The following is a 21,223-nucleotide window of genomic DNA, read 5'->3' as shown; positions in this document are numbered from 1 at the left end:
CATATGTGGACGTATGTATTGGCAATTTGGACCACTGGCGTTGTCTTAGCCGTCTTCTTCATCGTCCCTCCGGCCGAAGGGCTTGGCAATCTTGTACGCATCGCTTTTTTCCATATCCCTATGGCCTGGGTTTCGGTACTTGCCTTTTTGCTTGCCGCGTGGTGGGCAGTCCAATATCTCCGGACACGCGACATCGCTTTTGACCGGAAAAGCTCAGCCTCAGCCGTTCTCGGCCTTGTCTTCTGCCTGCTGGCCACAATAAGCGGGGCGGTTTTTGCCAAACTCACCTGGGGCGCTTATTGGAACTGGGATCCACGGCAAACAACGATTTTTGTCCTCCTGTTAATTTACGGCGCCTACCTTGTGCTTCGCTCGACTATCGAAGACGAAGAGCAGCGGGCGAAAATTTCCTCGGTATACGCGCTGTTTTCCTCGCTAACAGTACCGTTTCTCGTTTTCATCATTCCCCGCTACTACTTTTCGCTTCATCCGGAACCAGTGATTAACAGTGCCGGTAAGATCCACATGGATTCCGTCATGCTCTATGTTCTTCTGGCCGCTGCCATCGCCTGCACCGGGATTTTTTGGCGGCTGCTGGCTTACAGCATCAGGCAAAAGGACCACAAGATAATGCAAAGATTAGGCATGAAAGGAGCTGAGTAGCGGTATGAAACGGCGTCACTTGCTTGGGATCGCGGCTATAGTTATTTTTATTGCCTATAGCGCCATTACTTTTAGCAACTCGCTTACCCCTTATGTAACTTTTGCCCAGGCCAAGGCCGCTAAAGGCAGCGTACAAGTCCGGGGCGTGCTTGTAAATGACAAAATTGCGGTGTCCACAGACGGAAGAAAAGTTCAATTTGTCCTACGCGATGAAGCCGGTGAAGAAGCAATAGTTACTTACAACGGGGTTAAGCCTGACGGCCTCGAGCAGGCAAGCAGCATCGTTGCCGTGGGAAAATACAGCGACGGACAATTTCAGGCGGAGAAACTGCTCGTAAAATGTCCTTCCAAATACCAAGGGAGCGTGAAAAAATAATGGTTGGCTTTGCCGCCTTATTCCTTGCCTTAATTGCAACAGGCATCTCCGTTTTCTCCTACTTTAACGCGCACTTTGCCCAGGTTAACAGGCCCACGGGCAAAGTCGGACCGCGTGGCAACTGCGCGCTTTATTATCTCGTCTCGGCAGTTTTTATCGGCATAGCGGCGATTTACCTGCTGATCCTGATTTTGTCCAACCAGTTCCAGTATGCGTACGTTTTTAGCTATTCGGCCAAAGACCTCCCTCTTGCTTATAAAATATCCGCCTTCTGGGCGGGACAGGAAGGTTCATTCCTGTTGTGGCTGGTATTCCACGCGCTGTTCGGTATAATTCTGTCCCGGCAGCAAGCAGTTGCGGCGGGGACGATGGCCGCATACGGCCTTGTCCAGCTGGTGTTGCTGACCATTTTGCTTGCCAAGAACCCTTTCATGATGCTGGTCGAACCAAGAGCCGACGGCGCAGGTCTAAACCCCCTGTTGCAGGACCCGTGGATGGCGATTCACCCGCCGCTAATTTTCTTGGGATATGCCGGGCTTACTATTCCCTTCGCCTATGCCATGGGGGGACTGTTAGCCAATGAACACCGGCGCTGGATTGAGCAGGCCCTGCCCTGGACATTGTTTGCCTGGTCGGTTTTAGGAGCGGGGATCTTTATCGGCGGTTTTTGGGCTTATAAGGTATTGGGCTGGGGCGGATACTGGGCATGGGACCCGGTTGAAAACTCATCCCTGGTTCCGTGGCTGACCGCTGGCGCGCTTGTCCATTTCCTGTTAATCGCCAAAGTCCGGCCGGCAGCAGTCAAACCGTCTTGCCTGGCGTCGGTTTTCACCTTTGTTCTTGTTCTCTACGGCACCTTTTTGACGCGCAGCGGCATCTTAAGCGATTTTTCCACCCACTCTTTTACTGACGAGGGGGTCGGCGGCCTCCTTGCCGGGATGGTCATGCTCGTAACCGCCGCCGCGCTGGTGCTCCTGATCATTCGCTGGCCTGGCCTGCCCGCGGGCGATATTTACCCGGCGGTAAAAAGCCGCGAGTTTATGATGGCCGCCGGAGCGTTAACCCTCGCCGCCCTCGCCGCGCTGGTGCTTGTCGGCATGTCGACGCCGCTCATCACAATGCTGCTCGGCAACCCGCAGAACGTCAGCGCCGCTTTCTACAACACCTCGTCGCTGCCGCTCGCCGCTCTGCTTCTCCTGTTTTTGACGATTGCTCCTTTAGTAGCCTGGGGGGAAAACCGCACCAGTCTTTTAAAAAAATATTGGTGGCTTCTAGCGATTGGTCTTGCCGGACTACTACTTAGCATATGGTTCGGAATCCGCGACGTTATTATTATGACTGTGCTGAGTCTAGCCCTCACCGCCCTTTTAATCAATCTTGGCGGCAACAGAAGAGGGTTGACCTGGGCCGGTGCTATTACTCACGCCGGGGTTGCCGTGATGATTATCGGGATTATTGCTTCTTCCACGCATAGCCGGACAGAAGTATTAGACTTTGCGCCGGGACAAACCCATTCTGTTTTTGGCAAGAAAATTACCTATGCCGGGATTGAGCCTGCCGCTGACGGAAAAGGCTTTTTTCAAAGCTTTCAGCTTGAAACTCAGGACATGGTGCGGGTATTGACCAAATTAAACTGGGAAGGCAGGCCTGCCGTCCGGGAACCTGGCATTCACCGGGAATTGGGCGCCGATTTGTATTTTGCGCCAGTAATGAAAGACGAACGTGTTGACGGCAAGGAAATTACCCTCGCCAAAGGGGAAGAGAAAAGCGAAGAAGGGCTAACGATAAAATTCAGCCGTTTCGGCATGACCGGCCATGACGCGCAAACAATGCGGGTTTATGCCCTGCTGGAAGTAGCAAAGGAAGGCCGTACCGAAGAAGTAAAACCCGAACTCGCTTACGTCAATGGCCAGTTTAAGCCCTTGCCGGCCAAAGCCTTTGGCGACTACGAACTCGCTCTCTATGCCGTGAACACGGCTGAAGGAAAGATCCGGGTGGCAGTGCGAAACCTTGCGGCCGCGGCCAAGCCCGATGCAATTACCGTGGAAATCAGCCATAAACCGCTAATAAATCTGGTTTGGCTGGGAGCAGCCGTTATCGCTTTTGGAACGCTTTGGGCCGGTTGGAACCGTGCCAGGCATATCATTCCCCAACGAGAAGCCGACCCGTCCGGACCCAATCTTGCCGTTCGTTAAAAATGCTTAAATTAAGGGAGAGATCAGGAAATGATAGGTTGCACCAAACTTTTGTGCGGCACGGCAACGGTATCAGCTATTGTAAAATACGGACGCGACTCTCGCAATTTACCCCCGCACATGCTGCAGTTTTCCTCAGATGCTACGCCTATTGTCGTCTGGAACAGCACTAACCGGTGCAATCTGTCCTGCCGCCATTGCTACATCGACGCTCACGACCGGACGACCGGGCGTATGCCGGCGAACTGTCTACTGCGGAAGCGAAATATTTTATTGAACGATTTGGCCCAAATGAAAGTTCCCGTTCTGCTTTTCTCCGGCGGGGAGCCTCTCGTCCGCCCCGACTTGTTTGAACTTGGCGCCTACGCGCAGAAGCAATATCCGGCGACATTTGGGGCGAGGACCCGGCTTGCTACCTTGCCGACTGGAAGGAGGGAAAAGGGTGATTATAATCCAGAGCAAATTTGCTGAAGTTTGCGGTGGATGCAGGGCGCGAGCTTACTACTACTCCTACGGTGATTACATGGCAGAGGAGCCGTGGTGTGCGTATGGGCGCTGAAAAAACTGTGGAACTGAATGAATTTGAATGTAAGCTGCTGCACATTCTCCAGTACGATTTCCCGCTGGCGCCAAGACCGTATAAGGAGATTGCCGACAGGCTGCAAGTAACTGAAGAAACAGTTCTTGCCCGGGTAAAACAATTATTTGCCAAAGGTCTGATCCGGCGCCTGGGGGCAAGCATAAACAGCAGGCAGGTGGGTTATTCCAGCGTGTTGGTGGCGCTTAAGGTAGCGTCAAACTATATCCCTGACGTCGCAAGGGTAGTTAACAGCTTCCCAGGCGTAACTCACAACTATTTGCGCGAGGGCGAGTACAATATGTGGTTTACCGCGATCGCACCTGATCAAGATAGTTTGGACACTATTTTAAATACTATCGGCAGCACATGCGGAGTTGAAGCCATGATCCGGTTACCCGCCAAGCGAGTATTTAAAGTTAGCGTCAAATTTCCGTTAGTTGCGGGGTGCAATTATGACCGACCTTGAGCGCAAGATAATCCGGGAGCTTCAGAACGATCTTCCTGTTACCGCTCGCCCGTACAGCTTAGTGGCAAGCAAAGTCGGTATTTCTGAGCAGGAGTTGCTCGACAGGGTGCGCAGCATGCTGCAGCGGGGCATTATCCGCAAAATCGGCGCGATTCTGCGTCACAGGCGCGTCGGATACAAAGCGAATGCCTTATGCGTCTGGATGGTCCCCGCCGAGAGAGTGGCGGAAGTGGGCGAAATGTTTGCTGGTCTGCCGGTAGTAACGCACTGCTATGAACGGCATACTTGCCGGGATTGGCCTTTCAACCTTTATACCATGGTTCATGCCATGTCGAGGGAAGAATGCGAAGCTCATATCTGTTTAATGAGCCAGATGAGCGGTATTTCCCATTACCAGGTATTTTACAGCACTAAAGAACTTAAAAAAACGAGCATGCGCTATTTCTGACTTACTTTTTTATTCTTTGCTTTGGGGTCGGGTCCTGCTGCCGGGACTGCATAGTTATGCCCAATAAAAAAGGAGAGGAGGGATAGTTTGGATACTGGTCAATTCTTAAACCGTAATGCGCTTAAGCTGATTGCCATAGGTTTTGCCATTGCGGTTTTGGTGATGGCCGTGACAGCCGGAGGTTATGCATACGCGGAAACACCGTCCTTCTGCGGTACTTGCCATTCCATGGAGTATGCCTACTCCAGCTGGCAGGCGTCAAACCATAAACAAATCGCCTGCACTGACTGCCATCTGCCAAACAGTAATGTGGCGACGAAATTGATCGCCAAAATGCGGACCGGTATTAACGATGTGTATCATGAAACAATACGAGATTACCCGGCAACAATTAAGATAACGACCCAAGGAAAGCAATATTTGGCAGACAACTGTCTCCGCTGCCACCGCTCAACGGTGGAGAACACCAAGATGCTGGCCGGTGGGCAGGACTGCACCAAATGCCATCGTGGCTTGGTCCACGGCGCTAACAAAAGCAAAGGAGGGATAAAGGTTGAATAAAACGCAAAAGGCTTTGGTTGCTTTGTTAAGTGCGCTGCTGCTGTTCTTTGGGTTTGTTATTATCCGCGTCGGGGTTGCCAAGCCCACCTCCACCGTCAAGTTGAATAAAATTCCGGCAGGGGAATATGACCCGGCGGTGTGGGGGCAGTATTATCCCTTACAGTATGCAAGCTTTAAAAAGAATGCTGAAATGGCGCCCTCACCGGGCGGTTTTGGCGGTAGCGCAAAAGTCCAAAATTCTGAGCGTCAGCCGGAAATTCTCACTAACTTCAAAGGCATGCCGTTCAGCATCGACTACACGGAAGACCGCGGCCACATTTATTCCCTTGAAGACCTCCGGGAAACCAAACGGATCAATGCCAAGTCTCCGGGCGCCTGCATTACCTGTAAAACGCCCTATCTCGAAAAGTTTTATCAGGAAGCGGGCTGGGGATATGCCAAGACCCCTCTGGCCGAGCTCCTGGCCAAGACGCCTAATCACGGTTCGATTAGCTGCGCCAACTGCCACGACCCGGCGACAATGAATCTTAGGGTTATCAACCCCGCATTTATTGAAGCGCAGCAGCGCCGCGGCATCGACGTCAGCAAGGCCACGCGGGAAGAAATGCGCAGTTATGTTTGCGCCCAATGCCATGTTGAGTACTACTTTGAACCTGGCACAACCAAGGTCGTATTCCCGTGGGATAAAGGGCTCAAGCCTGATCAGATGTATGAATACTACGCCGAAAAACCCAGCAACTTTATTCAGGACTGGCAACATCCCGATTCCAAGGCGGCAATGCTGAAAGCCCAGCATCCGGACTTTGAAACCTGGTCGACCGGCGTGCACGGCAAAGCCGGCGTTTCCTGCGCCGACTGCCATATGCCGTATATGCGCCAAGACGGCCAAAAATACACCTCTCACTGGGTGACCAGTCCGCTTAAGCACCTCGATGCTTCCTGCTCTACCTGCCACGATCAGGGGACGGCATGGCTTAAGGAGCAGGTACAGACGATCCAGAATCACAGCTGGCAACTGCAGCACTCTGCCGGGCTGGCGGTAGCGAAGGCTCACGAGGCAATCAAGAAAGCTGGCGAAGTTCCGAACGTTGATCAGGCCGAACTGGCTAAGGCCCGCGAGCTTGTGCGCAAAGCCCAATGGTACTGGGATTTTGTGGCTGCCGAAAACAGCATGGGATTCCATAATCCCGACCAAGTCCTCAATACCTGCGGCCAGGCTATTGAAATGAGCTATAAAGCCATTGAAGCTGCTAACAAAGCCGCTGGAGTAGGAATACTGTAAAAAAGAGAAACCCTGCATGGTTAGGTTTAACCAGGCAGGGTTTTTCCTTGTTCAATCCATTACTTGGTATCAAAAACGCCCGTCACCATAACATCCGCTTCATTAACAAACAATCATTTACCTTTCCTTTGCGCCGCCTGAATGACGATTTCGGCCACTGCCCTTGCGGCCTGGGGCCGCGCCAGCCGCCGGCAGCTCTCCTGCATCTTGGCGCGGCACATGCTGTCATTCAGAATGGTTTCGGTACAGCGCGCGGCGGTCTCGGCATCGTGAGCCCACAGCGCGGCGCCAGTGGCGGTGAGAAACCGGGCGTTATCCTCTTCCTGGCCACCAATGGCATCGACCAGCACCATTGGCAGGCCGGCCGCCAGTGCTTCGCTGGCCGTAAGTCCCCCTGGCTTGGTAATGAGAACTTCAGCGGCGGCCATCAATTGCGGTACCAGACTGGTATATTGATACAGATGAAGACGAGGGTTAGTACTAACCATTGCCTGCAACGACCGGTACAGGCGGACATTTTTCCCGCACACCACATGGATGGCGGTGACGCCCTTGGCATCCATCAGGGCCTGAACCACTTCCTGTGCCGGCCCCAGTCCCACCCCGCCGCCCATGACCAGCACATGCCCCGGCCGCCGCGCCGTGCCGTCCAGCTCGGCAAAAACCGGCCGGATAGGAACGCCGACGCCGTGAACGCGGCTTAGGTCATACCCTTTGCGGACAAGATGGCTCACCAGTCCGTCGCTGGCCACACAATAATCGTCAACCTCGGGATATTCCCATAGGCGATGGACAGCAAAATCGGTAACAACGGCCACCAGCGGCACATTGATCAGGTCGGCCCGTTTCAAACCGGCTGCTGCGCCACAAGGAAAAGGATGGGTAAAGACAAGGACATCCGGCCGGTACCGACGGATAAGCCTGCGGATATAGCGGCGCGACAAGCGGTCCAAGAGTCCTTTGATACTTTCGCCGTACCGCGACGCATCGGTGTAATGATAGAGATAATCATATATTTCCGGAAACAGGCGGAGCAGGCGAAAATAGGCCGCCTTTATCAGTTTGCCGGCATAGCGGTGCTCACCGCCAAAAAAGTCAACAACATCCACCCGGCAGCAGCGGCTAAGCAAAGCCTGGCGCAGCGCCTGCGCCGCCTGGTGGTGGCCGCTGCCCACCGAAGCGGAAATGATAAGAATACGATAGGTGTTTGTCATAGCCCACCCCCCTCTCTGTTCGTATTATCTCCGTCATTGGCAGGAAAAAAACCGGACCCTAAAACATATCATATCTACCTGGAAAATGGCAATTGGAAAGTAGAAAGTGGAGAGTGGCGAAACGTCTTGCTTTCCGTTGCTTTGTGGTGACATTTATGTCATGAACATCTTTGCGTCCTTCGTGGTTATATCTTTTAGAGTAGGACGCGGAGAAAATTGATTTATATGATATTCTTCGCGTGATGGATATCACGCGCTCTGTGTCCTCCGTGGTTAGACTTCGATAGTATCATGTTTTGTAATGACATTTTTGTTATGATCCTCTCCGCGTATCAAACCGCAAAAAAAGCCTCTTCCCCACGGAAGAAGCTTTACTGTGCCCCAGACTGCCATTGAGAAAATACCAGCAGTTATTTTCTTTTCGGAATGCGCAGATTTATCGTAATAAAATCGTCATCCTGGCTCTGGCTGATCTTGACCGGCAAGCCCGTTTTCTTCAGTTCATTGACAACGTTATTGATGGTATTAAGAAAAATGCGTACATCTTTAATAACCTTGACAACATTTTGCTTTGGCGCTTTTTTCGCCATTTCCCGGGAAATATCGTCAAGGATTTCCTCGATAAATTCCTCGGTCTGCCGCACATTGAGCCCTTTTTGACGAACAGCGTCAAGAACTTGCATCTGCAGGGCAGGATCGTCTAGTTTGAGGAGGGCCCGCGCATGGCGCTCCGTCAGATTTTCGGCGACAATTACCGCCTGCACTTCGGGCGCAAGACGCAATAGCCGCAGCTTATTGGCGATGGTCGATTGGTTTTTGCCAAGCCGCTTGGCCAGTTCCTCCTGGGTTAGGCCGAAATTAGCGATGAGCTGTTGAAAACCTAGCGCCTCCTCCAAAAAATGCAGGTCTTCGCGCTGTAGGTTTTCAATCATGGCCAGTTCGGCCATTTCTTTATCGGTCAGCTCTTTGACAATGACCGGCACAGTCGTCAGCCCGGCCAGCTTGGATGCCCGCAACCGGCGCTCCCCGGCCACCAGTTCATACCCGGACGGCGCCCGCCGCACCAGCAGCGGCTGGATGACGCCGTGCTCTTTGATTGACGCGGCCAGTTCCTGCAGCGACTCGTCGCTGAATGTTTTCCGGGGTTGAAAGGGATTAGGAACAATCTCGGCCACGTCGACCTGGACGACATCATATATATTATCATCTTCGCTGTTTTCCGTTACGGTCGTCAAAGCGGGATTCTGCTGCGGGACAGGCTGTGTATCCGTCTTGGCCGGCTGCGCCGTTTCCGGCTCATTGCCGCCTAACCTCAAGAATCTGGCTATGGTCTTCATCAGTCCACTCCCTCACCGTAAATCACCGTTTAGTGTCTATTCGTCATCGGCGAAGAAAGTTCCTCCAATTAAAGCGGCTTTTTTTCGGGCATGCCGGGGCGCCGCGGATAGGCGGGCGGCGTGGACGCCGTTTTTTTAATATAAATGACGGCCCGCTTGTCCGCTAATTGCGGCAGCCTGACTGGCCGGACAGCGGCAATTTCCCCGCCGAGCAGCCCGATTGCCCGGCCTGCCTCGGCCGCCTCTTCCTCGTACTGGGCGCCTTTGAGGGCCACAAAATGGCCACCTACCGCTACCAAGGGCAGGCACAGTTCGGCCAAAACATTAAGCCGGGCAACCGCCCGCGACACCGCCACCTGGTAGTATTCGCGCCGCCCCTTGGCCCGCCCGGCTTCTTCGGCCCGGGCGTGAACTACCTCTACGTCGGCAAGGCCAAGTTGGTTCACCACTTCCCGCAGAAACAGCAAGCGCTTATTTAGGGAATCAAGGAGCGTCAATTTGATATCCGGACGGTAAATCTTCAGCGGAATACCGGGAAAACCGGCGCCGGTACCTACATCAATAACCGAACATCCCGGCGCAAATACGCCGGCATCATAACAGGACAGCGAATCAATCATATGTTTGACGGCCACCTCCCGGGCGTCGGTGATCGCCGTAAGATTCATTTTTTCGTTCCACGCGATCAGAAGGTGAAAATAACGGTCAAACGCGGCCACCTGCGCCGGCGACAGCACCAGGCCGTAGCTACTGGCCGCCTCGGTCAGATATTCAGCGAAGCTCATCTTATTCCCCCTTGCGCCGCCGCCACTGTTCCAAGTAAACCATGAGGATGGAAATATCGGCCGGCGATACGCCGGAAATCCGCGCCGCCTGTCCTACCGATAGCGGCCGGATTTTGTTCAGTTTCTGCCGCGCTTCCCGCGACAGGCCGGCAATCTGTTCATAATCGATATCGTCCGGCAGGCGGTTGGCCTCCAGTTTGGCCGCCCGTTCCACCTGCTCAATCTGTTTCTTGATATATCCTTCATACTTGACGGCGATTTCCACCTGCTCACGCACCGCCGCCGGAAGTTCCGGCACGACAAAGTGCTCACCGAGTAATTCGTAGGTAATCTCGGTGCGCTTTAAGAGGTCGTATAAAGTAGCGCCGGTACGCAGTTCGGCCGAACCCATGGCCGCCAGTTTCGCCTGCACCTGGGGGCTGGGGGTGACAGGCGTGTTTTTCAGGTAAGTGAGGGTGCGCTCGATAGCGTCCCGCTTTTCGCAAAAGCGTTTGTAGCGCTCATCGGTGACCAGACCGATCTGCCGCCCCTTTTCGGTAAGACGCAAATCGGCGTTGTCCTGACGCAAGATTAAGCGGTACTCGGCCCGGGAGGTCATAATGCGGTACGGCTCATTGGTGCCTTTCGTCACCAGGTCGTCGATGAGCACGCCAATATAGGCTTCCGCCCGGGTCAATACGAAGGGAGGTCTCGCCTGCACGGCCAAAGCGGCGTTAATCCCGGCGATAATGCCCTGGGCGGCCGCTTCCTCATACCCGGAGGTACCGTTAGCCTGGCCGGCCGAATATAGCCCCTTAATTTCTTTAAACTCCAGCGTCGGCAACAGTTGGGTCGGGTCGATGCAGTCATACTCGATGGCATAGCCGGGCCGCATAATCTGGACATTTTCCAAGCCAGGAATAGTGCGCAAAAAGGCATACTGGACATCGACCGGCAGACTGGTAGACATGCCCTGCACATACATCTCGTTAGTGTGCAGACCCTCGGGCTCGATAAACAACTGATGAGCCGGCTTCTCCGCAAACCGAACCACCTTGTCCTCAATCGAAGGGCAGTAGCGGGGACCGGTCCCTTCAATCAAACCGGTGTAGAGCGGTGCCCGGTGGAGGTTGGCGCGGATGATTTCATGGGTCTTTTCATTGGTATAAGTCAGCCAGCACGGCACTTGCGCCCGCGTGGCAATGTCGCTCATAAACGAAAAGTTATGGACTTCCTCGTCGCCGGGCTGAATAATCATTTTGCTAAAATCGAGCGAACGGCGGTCAACGCGGGCCGGAGTGCCGGTTTTAAACCGCATCAGCCGGATGCCCAGCGCGCTTAAACTTTCGGTTAGTTTTTCCGCCGGCCGCTGCCCGTTGGGCCCGCCAGGATAAGCCACTTCGCCGATAATGATTTTGCCGCGCAAATAGGTGCCGGTAGCGATAATGGCGCATTGACAGGCATAGACTTCGCCGGTCTCGGTCGCCACCCCGGTCACCCGTCCGCCTTCAACCAGGATTTTCTCAATAAGCAGCTGCTTGACATCGAGATTGGGTTGGTTTTCCAGCGTCTCTTTCATCAACGTCTGATACAGCCGCTTGTCGGCCTGGGCCCGCAAGGCATGGACCGCCGGCCCCTTGCCGGTGTTAAGCATGCGCATCTGGATCGCCGTCTTGTCGGTATTAATCCCCATCTCGCCGCCCAAGGCGTCAATCTCTCTCACCAGGTGGCCTTTCGCTGGCCCCCCTACGGCGGGATTGCAGGGCATCATGGCAATATTGTCCAGATTAAGGGTAGTCAGCAGCGTGCGGCAGCCCATCCGGGCTGCCGCCAGCGCCGCCTCACAGCCGGCATGGCCGGCGCCGATTACGATAACATCATAGGAGCCTGCCGTAAACAAATCCTTCACCCCCTATTTACCGATGCAGAACCGGGCGAAGATCTGGTCGATGATATCGTCACCCACCGTCTCCCCGGTGATTTCACCCAGTTTCTCCCAGGCGGCCCGCAGATCAATGACGACAAAGTCAGGCGGCATACCGGCGCTAGTGGTAGCCAGCGCATCGGCCAGGTGCTGGCGCGCCTGGCGCAAGGCAGCGGCGTGACGCACATTGCTGACAAAGGCGCTGTCCGACGGTGCCGCTTTGCCGGCGTAAACCATATCCACGATCGCCTGCTCCAGTTCGTCCAGACCGGTTCCCTCCAGGACGGAAATGCGCAGCACCCGGCGCCCGGCCATGCGCGCCGTCACTTCGTCCAGTTCCAGCCGCACCGGCAAATCGGTTTTATTGATTAGGACAATAACTTGCTGCTGCTGAAGCATGTCCAGCACCTGCCGGTCTTCTGCCGACAGCGGCGCAGACGCGTCAAGAACCAAGAGGACCAGATCGGCGCGCCGCATGATTTCCTGCGCCCGCTCGACGCCGATTTTCTCGACCAAATCGGTGGTCTCACGGATGCCGGCCGTGTCGACAATCTTCAGCGGCACGCCGCGGATATTGACATACTCTTCGATAATATCGCGGGTAGTACCCGGGATGTCGGTTACGATCGCCCGTTTTTCCCGGAGTAGCGCGTTTAAAAGACTCGACTTTCCGACATTGGGCTTGCCGATAATGACCGTCTCCAGCCCTTCCCGCAGGATGCGGCCCGTCTGAGCGGTGGCCAAGAGTTTATCAATGGCCGCCAGCAAACCGTTAATCCCGGCCGCGGCCTGCTCGGCGGCCAATTCCTCAATATCTTCCTCGGGAAAATCAATGGCCGCTTCCAAATGGGCGATCATCGCCAGAATATCGTCCCGCAAGGTGCGGATTTGGGCCGACAGGCCACCGGCGAGATGATTCACCGCCATGCGCAGCGACGCGTCGGTTTTGGCCCGGATGATATCGATGACCGCCTCGGCCTGGGCCAAATCCAGCCGGCCGTTTAAAAACGCGCGTTTGGTAAACTCCCCGGGCTCGGCCAAGCGAGCGCCATGGGCCAGGGTTAGGTCCAGAATTTTCCGCAGCGGCGCCGGCCCGCCGTGGCAGTGAATTTCCACCACATCCTCGCGCGTATAGGAACGGGGCGCCCGCATAACCAGCAGCAGCACTTCGTCGACTACCGTCTCCGTTGCCGGGTCGACGATCCGCCCATAGGCCACGGTATGGCTGGCCACATCGCTCGCCCGCCGCCCTCGGACGCCGCGAAACAGCGCATCAGCTACCTTCAGGGCCTGGGGTCCGCTGAGGCGGATAATACCGATCCCGCCTTCTCCGACGGCCGTGGCGACCGCACTTATAGTGTCCTCCTGATACATCGTTGCCACCTCAACATTAAAACCCAGTAAATTCCTTACTGGGCTTTATCATGCACCAAAATCTACTTTTTTAACGCAATCACGACTTTGCGATACGGCTCTTCGCCTTCGCTGTAAGTAACAATGCGGTGATCATGCTGCAGCGCCATGTGGATAATCTTGCGTTCATGCGGTGTCATGGGCTCCAGCGTCACCCGCTCGCCGCGGCGTTTAACCCGTTCGGCCACCCGTTTCGCCAAATTGGTCAGCGTCTCGGCCCGACGCTTGCGATAGTCTTCGACGTCGAGGATAATGCGGACCTTCTCCTCGGCATCCTTATTGGCGGCCAAATTGGTCAGATATTGCAGCGCATCCAGCGTCTGGCCGTGCTTACCGATTAGCACGCCTAAATCTTCGCCGCGCATATTAAGAATGACCTGGCCATCCTGGGTCATCTTCTCAATACATACCTCAAGCCGCATGGCTTTGAACACATTTTGCAGAAAATCCCTGGCGACCGCGACCGGGTCAATTTTCTTCAGCCATACCCGCACGCGCGCCGGTCTGCCGCCAATGAAGCCAAATAACCCTTTGCTCGGCTGTTCCAACACCTCAAATTCGATACGGTCAGGTCCAACGCCAAGTTCGGCTCGGGCGAGCTCTATCGCTTCTTCGATTGTTTTGCCCGATTTTTCTACCGCAGTCATAGATTAGCGAGCCTCCCCTTGTACTGTCGCCGGTTTCCGGTACATCCACCATTGCTGGATAATCTGCACAATATTGCTGACCACCCAATACAATACCAGGCCGCCTGGAAACGATAAGCTAATATAGCCAATAAACAGCGGCATAAAAATCATCATCATCTTGTTCTGCTGCGTCGCATCCGTCATGGTCTGTTTCTGCTGAATCCAGGTTGTCGCCGCCGCCAGAACAGGCAGAATATAGGTCGGATCGGGCTGGGCCAGGTCTTTCATCCACAAAAAACCAGGTTGGTGAAGATATTTGTAATCCCGGATGGCGAAAAAGATGGCGATGAGGATTGGCATTTGCACCAAGAGCGGCAGGCAGCCGGAAAAAGGATTGACCCCCGATTCCTTATACAGGACGGCCAATTCTTTATTCAGTTTTTCCGGATTGCCTTTATACTTCTCCTGGAGTTCCTTAATCTTCGGCTGCAATTCCTGCATAGCCTTCATGGATGTTACTTGTTTGGCCGTGAGCGGATACAGGGCAATCTTAATCACTATGGTCAGCAGAATAATCGCCACACCATAATTGGCAACCCCCAGAGCCGCCGTAAGGTTATAGGCGTATGTAAGGGCTGTCTGCATGATATTGCTCAAAAAATCCAAAGTAAAGTCACTCCTCATTCACACGCAAAGTATGGATCAGACAGGATCATACCCTCCGGGATGGAAAGGATGACAGCGCAAGAGGCGCCGCACGGCCTTCCAGCCACCTTTAACGAGTCCGTATTTTGCGATCGCCTGGGCAGCGTATTCCGAACAGGTGGGTACAAACCGGCAAGACGGAGGTTTTAGCGGTGATAGAAATTTCTGGTAAAGGCGGATTAAAAAAATAAATAAGCGTTTTAACATCGTAAGACTACTTATTAAATAACTGAGCTTTACCGCATAACTCAAGCAGGGCTTTGCTCACTGCGGCAAAATCGGCTTTGACAATCGGCTGGCGGGCAATAAACACCATATCGACACCGGTGGTCAGCTGATGCTGATTTAAGCGGTAAGCTTCCTTCATCAACCGTCGCGCCCGGTTGCGGACGACCGCACCGCCCAGGCGTTTGCCGGTAACAAAGCCGGCCCGGCGCAGCCCTTCCCGGTTAGGCTTGACGTACAGCACGAGCAGCCGGTTGGCATATGACTTGCCTAGCTTGTACACGGTCTGAAAATTTTTATTCTTGCGCAGGATGCCGCCCTTACTTAGTTTATACATCACATTTAATCATCTCTGCTGCTCTAAACTGTCCATATGGAAAAAATAGGCCACATATGGCGGCCTACTATGCAGATAATCTCTTTCTGCCTCTGGCACGTCTTCTCTTTAAAACGAGACGACCGCCTCTGGTTTTCATGCGGGCCCGAAACCCATGGGTTCTTTTTCGCCACAGCGTGTTGGGTTGGTAAGTGCGCTTCATCTATTACACCTCCTTAAGAGACTGAACTGCTGCCGAATAAGCAGAATGAGCCATGCTACATCATGAGAGTACAACTATTTAGATTATAGAATAGACCAGGGTCAGTGTCAAGAAAATTGCCGTGTCGCCCTGTGGATAAATTTGTCGGCAAATGGGCAGACTTTGGTGAATAGGGAAAATAATTGTTGATAACTCCCCGCGCATTTGTTAATATAAAAAGTGTGTACTTATCCACATTTTTAGCTTACTCTTGCAGTTATATACATATTTTTCGATTTTATTCACATATTCCCCAAGTTATTAACAGAGTTATCCACAACAGTGAATATCTTCACCAACCCTGTAAACATAACGACTGTGGAGCGCTTTTTCTCCGCTGCCGTCTTTTTTTTCGGCTAAATGGGCCGGTTTTGTTCAAGTTATCAACATTTGTGTATAACTATGTGGATAAGTTATGTTGCGCGGATAATTTCTTTGTTAATTTTTTCAGTAGTGCGGCGGTCAATAGTCCGTATTTATAAAGAAAGGGTTGAGGCTAATGAATCCATCGCAACTGGCGGCTCTCTGGGAACAGGTGCTATCCATGGTGCAAAAAGAGATTGCCAGGCCGATTTTTGACAATTGGGTCAAGTCATCGATGCTGCCGTTAGGATTAGTCGATTCGACCCTTGAAATCGGCGTGCCCAAACAGTTTGTCAAAGAATGGGTAGAAACACGCTACGCCGGCCTCATCAGCCGAACTGTATCAACCATTTTGCAGCGGCCGATTGACGTCCGTTTTATCAACATGGACGAAAACGCCGATACTCTGGAAGAAGCAATTGCCACGGAAACAGCCGTTACCCGTACCGACGATGCGCCAAAAGATACTTCCCTCCCGCCTGCCGCCCCATCGCCCGCTCCGGCCGCCAAGCCGGAGACAACTCCGCTGCGCATTACCGTCAACGAGGACCCGCCGACCAATCTTAATCCGAAATATGTTTTTGAAACGTTTGTTATCGGCAATTCCAACCGCTTTGCCCACGCAGCCGCCTTGGCCGTGGCCGAAGTGCCGGCGCAAGTGTACAACCCCTTATTTCTCTATGGCGGCGTCGGTTTGGGCAAGACTCATCTCATGCATGCCATTGGCCATCGCATCCGGCAAAACCACCCGCACCTGAAAGTGCTCTACATTTCCAGTGAGAAATTTACCAACGAATTGATCAGTTCCATCCGCGACGGTAATCCGGAGTTGTTCCGGCAAAAATACCGCAACATCGACGTGCTGCTGGTAGACGACATTCAATTCCTCTCTAATAAGGAACGGACCCAGGAGGAGTTTTTCCATACTTTCAACACCCTCCATGAAGCCAGCAAACAGATTATTATTTCCAGCGACCGGCCGCCGCGGGAGATTCAAACCTTGGAGGACCGGCTGCGCTCGCGCTTTGAGTGGGGCCTCATCACCGACATTCAGCCGCCCGACCTGGAAACGCGCATTGCTATTCTGCGCAAAAAGGCGATGCTGGAAAACCTTAATATACCCAATGATGTCATGGTCTACATCGCCAGCCGCATCGACAACAACATCCGCGAACTGGAAGGCGCCCTCATCCGGGTAATGGCCTACGCTTCGCTGACCAATCAGCCCATCGATATCAACCTGGCTACCGAAGCCCTTAAGGACATTTTTCCCCACGGCAAACCCAAGCAAATCACGCCCGAACTGGTCCTCGACGTGGTGTGCTCCTATTTCAAAATCAAAAAAGAAGACCTGTTGGCGAAGAAACGGACCCGCAATGTGGCCTATCCCCGCCAAATCGCCATGTATCTCTGCCGCGAGCTGACCGACACGTCGTTGCCGCGCATCGGCGAAGTCTTTGGCGGCCGGGATCATACTACCGTCATTCATGCCAACGAAAAAATCAGCCGCGAACGCAATGAGGACCCTAAGCTTAATAATACCATCAAAGAACTTATTAAACGCATCGAAAGTGCATAAAGCTGTGCATAAGTAGGTGCGTAAGCTGTCAACGGTTTGTGAATAAATTTTTCCCCAGCTAAAAATGTGAATTTGTGGATACAGGCTTTGTACTTTATCGACATTTTATTAACACACACTATCCTTTTTCGACAAGCATTTACCCTCTTTTTCAACATATCGACAGCGCCTACTACGAATACGGCTATTCTATGATTCTATGATTTAAACCGTATTCTTATACCAACATTTTAGGAGGCCGAACAATGAAAATAACCTGTCGGAAAGACCTGCTTAACCATGCGGTACAAACGGTGCAAAAAGCGGTCGCCACCAAAAACCCCCTGCCCATTCTCACCGGCATTTACCTTGCCGCCCAGGACAACCGCCTGCAGCTGCAAGCAACCGACTATGAAATCGGCATCAGCTGCTCGATTGAAGCCCAGGTGGAAAAACCGGGCGCCATTGTTTTGTCGGGCCGTTATTTTCAGGAACTGGTCCGGCGTCTTCCCGGCGAAACGGTCGAAATTGCCTCAAATACGGAAGACCGGACCATTCGGATTGCCTCCGCTTCGGCCCAGTTCAACCTTCTCAGTCTGCCGGCCGAAGAATTTCCGGTCTTAAAACCGCTGAGCAGCGATCAGTCGTTTACGGTAAAAGACAATATTCTGCGCGAACTGATCAAAAAGACGGTTTTCGCCTGTGCTACCGACGAAGCCCGGCCGATTTTTACCGGCGGACTGTTGGAAGCCGACGAGCTTGGCATCCGCATGGTCGCGACCAATACGCACCGGTTGGCCCTGAAGAAAGACGTGCTCGACGCTTTTGGCCAGCCTGGCATAAACAGCAAAGTCAAAATGATTATTCCCGCGAAATTTCTGGCTGAGGTCGCCCGTCTGCTGGTTTCCGAAGTGCCAATGGATGTAAAAGTATCGTGGCATAAAAATCAGGTTTCCTTTGAATTTGATAATGTCTATATCATTGCCCGCATTATCGAAGGCCAGTTCCCTGACTATAACAAGGTTATTCCTACCAATTTCGCGACGGTTGCGGAAATTAACACCGACCAGTTTGGGGCGGCCGTCGAACGGGTGGCGCTCTTGGCTAAAGACGGTGATTACAATATTATCAAGTTTTCGTTTAAGCCCGACCATATTATCATTACCTCGAACAATCCCGACGTGGGCAAAGCTTGCGAGATGGTGGGCGCAACGATGACCGGCAACGAAATTGACATTGCCTTCAACGCCCGGTATGTTCTTGACATTATCAAAAACATCGACAGTGAACTGCTAAGGTTCTCCCTTAATACTCCGCTCAGCCCGGCTTGCATAAAACCGGTGGACGATGAAAATTATACCTATGTAATAACCCCGGTGCGGACAAGCTAGGAGGATTTTCATGGAAGAAATTTCCATAAAACCACCCGCCATTCAGCTTGATCAACTCCTTAAATGGCAGGGAGTAATTGAAACAGGCGGTCAGGCGAAATTTTGGGTTGAAGCGGGAAAGATACGCGTAAACGGCACAGTGGTAAGCGAACGGCGCAAAAAAATCCACCCCGGCGATGTGGTGGAAATTGAAGGTGTGGCGGTATGGAAAGTGGTCGCTGGCTCCGACAGGTGACATTATGCGGGTAACCCGGCTAGTTTTGAGGAATTTTCGCAATTACGCCGGTTTAACCTTAGAATTTGCCCGCAACATTAATATTTTTATCGGCCGCAATGCCCAAGGCAAAACCAATATTCTCGAAGCTTTATATCTTGGTGCGATGGGACGTTCCCATCGCACCGCCGTTGATAACGAGCTGGTACGGTGGGGGCAAGGGGCCGCGCTAGTGGAAATTGCTTTTACCAAGCAAGAAGTAGAGCACAAATTGGCCATCCGTCTTATACCCAGCCAAAATAAGGAAATACTACATAATGGGCACCCCATCAAACAGCGGGAACTGGTCGGTACGCTCAACGCCGTTTTGTTTTCGCCCGAGGATTTGCAGCTGGTCAAAGGGGCGCCGGCGCTGCGCCGCCGCTTTTTGGACGGCGAGATTTCCCAGGTCAGCCGCGCCTACTACCGCGCGCTTATCCAATATAACCGGGTTGTGCAGCAACGCAACAGCTTATTAAAAAAAGTGCGCGAAAGGGAGGCCAAGGCCGACCTAATTGACGCCTGGGACGAACAGCTGGCCGCCGGCGCCGCGTTTTTGGTCGGCAAACGTTTTGAGGCGGTGCGGAAGCTGGCCATGTTGGCCAACTTGATGCATCGCCGCATTACCGCCAGTAAAGAAAATTTGTCGCTTAGCTACTACCAGCCTTATCTGCATCCGGATGACGAGGCCCCAAAGCCGCTTTCCAGTGAGTGGTACCGCCGGCAGCTCACGGCGCGGCGGGCTGAGGATATTGCCCGCGGTACGACAACGATCGGCCCCCACCGCGATGATTTGCTGCTGGCCGTCAATGGCCATGACCTGCGCGTCTTTGGCTCCCAGGGCCAGCAGCGGACCGGGGCGCTGGCGCTTAAGCTCGCGGAATTGGAATTCATTAAATCCGAAACCGGCGAATACCCGCTGCTTTTACTCGACGACGTCATGAGCGAACTGGACGAGGAGCGGCGCAGTCACCTGCTCTATTTCATCCGTGAACGGATTCAGACTTTTATCACGGCCACCGACGCCAAGTATTTTCCGGATGATCTGTCCGGGCAATACTATCAGGTCGCCGGTGGCGCCGTAAGGGAAGTGACGCCATGATAAGGCTTGGGGAGACCATTGGGCCTACCTTGGAAAAACTAGGTTTGGCGAAGAAATTCAAAGCCCAGTCGGTCATTTATCACTGGCGCGAAATCGTGGGCGACGATATTGCCGCCCATGCCCGGCCGGCCGCGGTGGAACGCGGCACCCTTATTCTGGTAGTGACTAGTTCGGTCTGGAGCCACCATCTCTCCACCATGAAGCAGGTTTTGCTTGACAAAATCAATGCCTTTCTCGGCGACAAAGTCATCGTCGCCATTCGCTTTCAGGCAGGATATTTCAAAGATTGCCCGAATTATGATGAAAACGGCGAAATTCAGGAAGAACCGCCCTTGGCTTATAAACTGCGGGCCATCCGCCTGGAGGCCGACGAAGTAAAGAAGGCGCAGGAAATGGTGACGGCGATCGCGGACGAACAGTTGCGCAGCTGCCTGCTCAGGCTACTCTTAAAAGATTTTGCCTATACCAAACTCAAGCGGCTCAGCGGTTGGCGTCCCTGCGCCGGGTGCGGCGTGCTTTGCCGGCCGGAGCATAAATATTGCGTCGCCTGCGGCATTGCCGAGAAGGATCGCCGGCAGCGGGAGATTACCGGCATTTTACAGGAAGCGCCTTGGCTGACGTATACCGAACTAAAAGAGTATTTTCCCTGTTCGGCTTACGAATACTACCAGGCGAAAAAACATCTTATCAATAAACTGCTGGCTAATGTCAAGTCCGGGCAAGCAGACAAACTGACGGCGGCTACGGTGGTCATGCTGGCCACCGGCCAGCGACCGCAGGATCTTGATCAAGGAATGATTGCCCGCGAAATAGAGAAAATCGGGAGGAACCAGTATGTTTTTACACCTGGGGGGTGACACGGTAATCCCCCTAAAAAGCGTTATCGCCATCGGTGACCTTAAATTTTCCCGCTCGCCGGTGAATGACGAGTTTCTTCGCACCATGCGCGAGGAAAATATGATTGTCGATATATCCGAGGGCAGTCCGAAAAGTTTTGTCGTAACCGATAAGGTCGTCTACTTGTCGGCTATTTCCTCGCTGACGCTAAAAAAACGGGCCGGTTACCTCTTTGACGTGGACGAAGAGGAAGAATAAATTGGTGATGACCCGGTCGAGGCTGTTGAAAAAGTCTCTGCTTTTTGAACAACCTCTTTTTGTTTTTTTCATTGACCGGTCAGCCTGGCTAAGAGGAGGTA

General features: G+C 53.2%; 24 protein-coding genes. 14 read left to right on the top strand and 10 right to left on the bottom strand.

Annotated elements, in window-relative coordinates; all coding sequences use genetic code 11:
- The first annotated feature begins 3 nt into the window (after nucleotides 1-3).
- The 8 genes from BLQ99_RS09420 (at nucleotide 4) to BLQ99_RS09385 (ending at nucleotide 6,571) form a co-directional block, all read left to right on the top strand.
- Nucleotides 4-663, top strand: a complete 660-nt coding sequence (locus tag BLQ99_RS09420) for a cytochrome c biogenesis protein (protein ID WP_093690368.1) — start codon at nucleotides 4-6, stop codon at nucleotides 661-663.
- 4 nt (nucleotides 664-667) lie between these two features.
- Nucleotides 668-1,039: a cytochrome c maturation protein CcmE domain-containing protein gene (locus tag BLQ99_RS09415; protein WP_093690366.1), complete on the top strand. Its 372-nt coding sequence runs from the start codon at nucleotides 668-670 to the stop codon at nucleotides 1,037-1,039.
- Nucleotides 1,039-3,234 carry a cytochrome c biogenesis protein CcsA gene (gene ccsA, locus BLQ99_RS09410; protein ID WP_093690364.1) on the top strand — a complete coding sequence of 732 codons (2,196 nt, stop codon included), beginning with the start codon at nucleotides 1,039-1,041 and terminating at the stop codon, nucleotides 3,232-3,234. The genes BLQ99_RS09415 and ccsA overlap by 1 nt, the downstream gene beginning before the upstream one ends.
- A 30-nt stretch (nucleotides 3,235-3,264) precedes the next feature.
- Nucleotides 3,265-3,705: a radical SAM protein gene (locus tag BLQ99_RS09405; protein WP_093690362.1), complete on the top strand. Its 441-nt coding sequence runs from the start codon at nucleotides 3,265-3,267 to the stop codon at nucleotides 3,703-3,705.
- A 77-nt stretch (nucleotides 3,706-3,782) separates the two neighbouring features.
- Nucleotides 3,783-4,280 (top strand): siroheme decarboxylase subunit alpha, encoded by a 498-nt coding sequence (gene ahbA, locus BLQ99_RS09400; protein WP_093690360.1) that lies wholly within the window; start codon nucleotides 3,783-3,785, stop codon nucleotides 4,278-4,280.
- The gene (ahbB, locus tag BLQ99_RS09395; RefSeq protein ID WP_093690358.1) at nucleotides 4,267-4,728 is read left to right on the top strand and encodes a siroheme decarboxylase subunit beta; all 462 of its coding nucleotides are present in this window, start codon (nucleotides 4,267-4,269) and stop codon (nucleotides 4,726-4,728) included. The genes ahbA and ahbB overlap by 14 nt, the downstream gene beginning before the upstream one ends.
- Nucleotides 4,729-4,815: 87 nt before the next feature.
- On the top strand, nucleotides 4,816-5,289 hold the full coding sequence (locus BLQ99_RS09390; RefSeq protein WP_093690356.1) for a cytochrome c3 family protein: 474 nt from the start codon (nucleotides 4,816-4,818) through the stop codon (nucleotides 5,287-5,289).
- Nucleotides 5,282-6,571: an ammonia-forming cytochrome c nitrite reductase subunit c552 gene (locus tag BLQ99_RS09385; RefSeq protein ID WP_093690354.1), complete on the top strand. Its 1,290-nt coding sequence runs from the start codon at nucleotides 5,282-5,284 to the stop codon at nucleotides 6,569-6,571. Before BLQ99_RS09390 ends, BLQ99_RS09385 begins: the two co-directional genes overlap by 8 nt.
- A 113-nt stretch (nucleotides 6,572-6,684) precedes the next feature.
- Here the strand turns inward: BLQ99_RS09385 and BLQ99_RS09380 are convergent, their stop codons facing one another.
- From BLQ99_RS09380 to rpmH, 10 genes are all read right to left on the bottom strand, one after another.
- A complete protein-coding gene (locus tag BLQ99_RS09380) occupies nucleotides 6,685-7,785 on the bottom strand; it encodes an MGDG synthase family glycosyltransferase (RefSeq protein ID WP_093690352.1) in 1,101 nt (366 codons plus the stop codon).
- 410 nt (nucleotides 7,786-8,195) lie between these two features.
- Complete coding sequence (gene noc / locus BLQ99_RS09375; RefSeq protein WP_093690350.1) at nucleotides 8,196-9,122, bottom strand: nucleoid occlusion protein; 927 nt, start codon at nucleotides 9,120-9,122, stop codon at nucleotides 8,196-8,198.
- A gap of 68 nt (nucleotides 9,123-9,190) precedes the next feature.
- Nucleotides 9,191-9,907 carry a 16S rRNA (guanine(527)-N(7))-methyltransferase RsmG gene (gene rsmG / locus BLQ99_RS09370; RefSeq protein WP_093690348.1) on the bottom strand — a complete coding sequence of 239 codons (717 nt, stop codon included), beginning with the start codon at nucleotides 9,905-9,907 and terminating at the stop codon, nucleotides 9,191-9,193.
- Between the two features lies 1 nt (nucleotide 9,908).
- Complete coding sequence (gene mnmG / locus BLQ99_RS09365) at nucleotides 9,909-11,786, bottom strand: tRNA uridine-5-carboxymethylaminomethyl(34) synthesis enzyme MnmG (protein ID WP_093690346.1); 1,878 nt, start codon at nucleotides 11,784-11,786, stop codon at nucleotides 9,909-9,911.
- A 12-nt stretch (nucleotides 11,787-11,798) separates the two neighbouring features.
- On the bottom strand, nucleotides 11,799-13,184 hold the full coding sequence (gene mnmE / locus BLQ99_RS09360) for a tRNA uridine-5-carboxymethylaminomethyl(34) synthesis GTPase MnmE (RefSeq protein ID WP_093690344.1): 1,386 nt from the start codon (nucleotides 13,182-13,184) through the stop codon (nucleotides 11,799-11,801).
- Between the two features lie 62 nt (nucleotides 13,185-13,246).
- Nucleotides 13,247-13,870: an RNA-binding cell elongation regulator Jag/EloR gene (gene jag, locus BLQ99_RS09355; protein ID WP_093690342.1), complete on the bottom strand. Its 624-nt coding sequence runs from the start codon at nucleotides 13,868-13,870 to the stop codon at nucleotides 13,247-13,249.
- A 3-nt stretch (nucleotides 13,871-13,873) separates the two neighbouring features.
- Nucleotides 13,874-14,536 carry a YidC/Oxa1 family membrane protein insertase gene (locus BLQ99_RS09350; protein WP_093690340.1) on the bottom strand — a complete coding sequence of 221 codons (663 nt, stop codon included), beginning with the start codon at nucleotides 14,534-14,536 and terminating at the stop codon, nucleotides 13,874-13,876.
- A gap of 18 nt (nucleotides 14,537-14,554) precedes the next feature.
- Nucleotides 14,555-14,764, bottom strand: coding sequence for a membrane protein insertion efficiency factor YidD (gene yidD / locus BLQ99_RS09345; RefSeq protein ID WP_093690338.1), 210 nt, complete (start codon nucleotides 14,762-14,764; stop codon nucleotides 14,555-14,557).
- A gap of 7 nt (nucleotides 14,765-14,771) precedes the next feature.
- A complete protein-coding gene (gene rnpA, locus BLQ99_RS09340) occupies nucleotides 14,772-15,119 on the bottom strand; it encodes a ribonuclease P protein component (RefSeq protein WP_245690400.1) in 348 nt (115 codons plus the stop codon).
- 67 nt (nucleotides 15,120-15,186) lie between these two features.
- The gene (rpmH, locus tag BLQ99_RS09335; RefSeq protein ID WP_093690334.1) at nucleotides 15,187-15,321 is read right to left on the bottom strand and encodes a 50S ribosomal protein L34; all 135 of its coding nucleotides are present in this window, start codon (nucleotides 15,319-15,321) and stop codon (nucleotides 15,187-15,189) included.
- 538 nt (nucleotides 15,322-15,859) lie between these two features.
- Here rpmH and dnaA point away from each other — a divergent pair.
- From dnaA to remB, 6 genes are all read left to right on the top strand, one after another.
- Nucleotides 15,860-17,302: a chromosomal replication initiator protein DnaA gene (gene dnaA / locus BLQ99_RS09330; RefSeq protein WP_093690332.1), complete on the top strand. Its 1,443-nt coding sequence runs from the start codon at nucleotides 15,860-15,862 to the stop codon at nucleotides 17,300-17,302.
- Nucleotides 17,303-17,547: 245 nt separating this feature from the next.
- Complete coding sequence (dnaN, locus tag BLQ99_RS09325) at nucleotides 17,548-18,672, top strand: DNA polymerase III subunit beta (protein ID WP_093690330.1); 1,125 nt, start codon at nucleotides 17,548-17,550, stop codon at nucleotides 18,670-18,672.
- Nucleotides 18,673-18,682: 10 nt separating this feature from the next.
- Nucleotides 18,683-18,907, top strand: a complete 225-nt coding sequence (locus tag BLQ99_RS09320) for an RNA-binding S4 domain-containing protein (protein ID WP_093690328.1) — start codon at nucleotides 18,683-18,685, stop codon at nucleotides 18,905-18,907.
- 4 nt (nucleotides 18,908-18,911) lie between these two features.
- Entirely contained in the window at nucleotides 18,912-20,027 is a 1,116-nt protein-coding gene (gene recF, locus BLQ99_RS09315; protein ID WP_093690326.1) for a DNA replication/repair protein RecF, read from the top strand.
- Entirely contained in the window at nucleotides 20,024-20,884 is an 861-nt protein-coding gene (locus BLQ99_RS09310) for a DciA family protein (RefSeq protein ID WP_093690324.1), read from the top strand. The genes recF and BLQ99_RS09310 overlap by 4 nt, the downstream gene beginning before the upstream one ends.
- A complete protein-coding gene (remB, locus tag BLQ99_RS09305; RefSeq protein WP_093690322.1) occupies nucleotides 20,862-21,122 on the top strand; it encodes an extracellular matrix regulator RemB in 261 nt (86 codons plus the stop codon). Before BLQ99_RS09310 ends, remB begins: the two co-directional genes overlap by 23 nt.
- Nucleotides 21,123-21,223: the final 101 nt, after the last annotated feature.

Source organism: Sporolituus thermophilus DSM 23256 (assembly GCF_900102435.1).
Taxonomy (GTDB): domain Bacteria; phylum Bacillota; class Negativicutes; order Sporomusales; family Thermosinaceae; genus Thermosinus; species Thermosinus thermophilus.
Note: the sequence above shows the minus strand (reverse complement) of the source record. Positions and strands in the feature narration are given on the sequence as shown.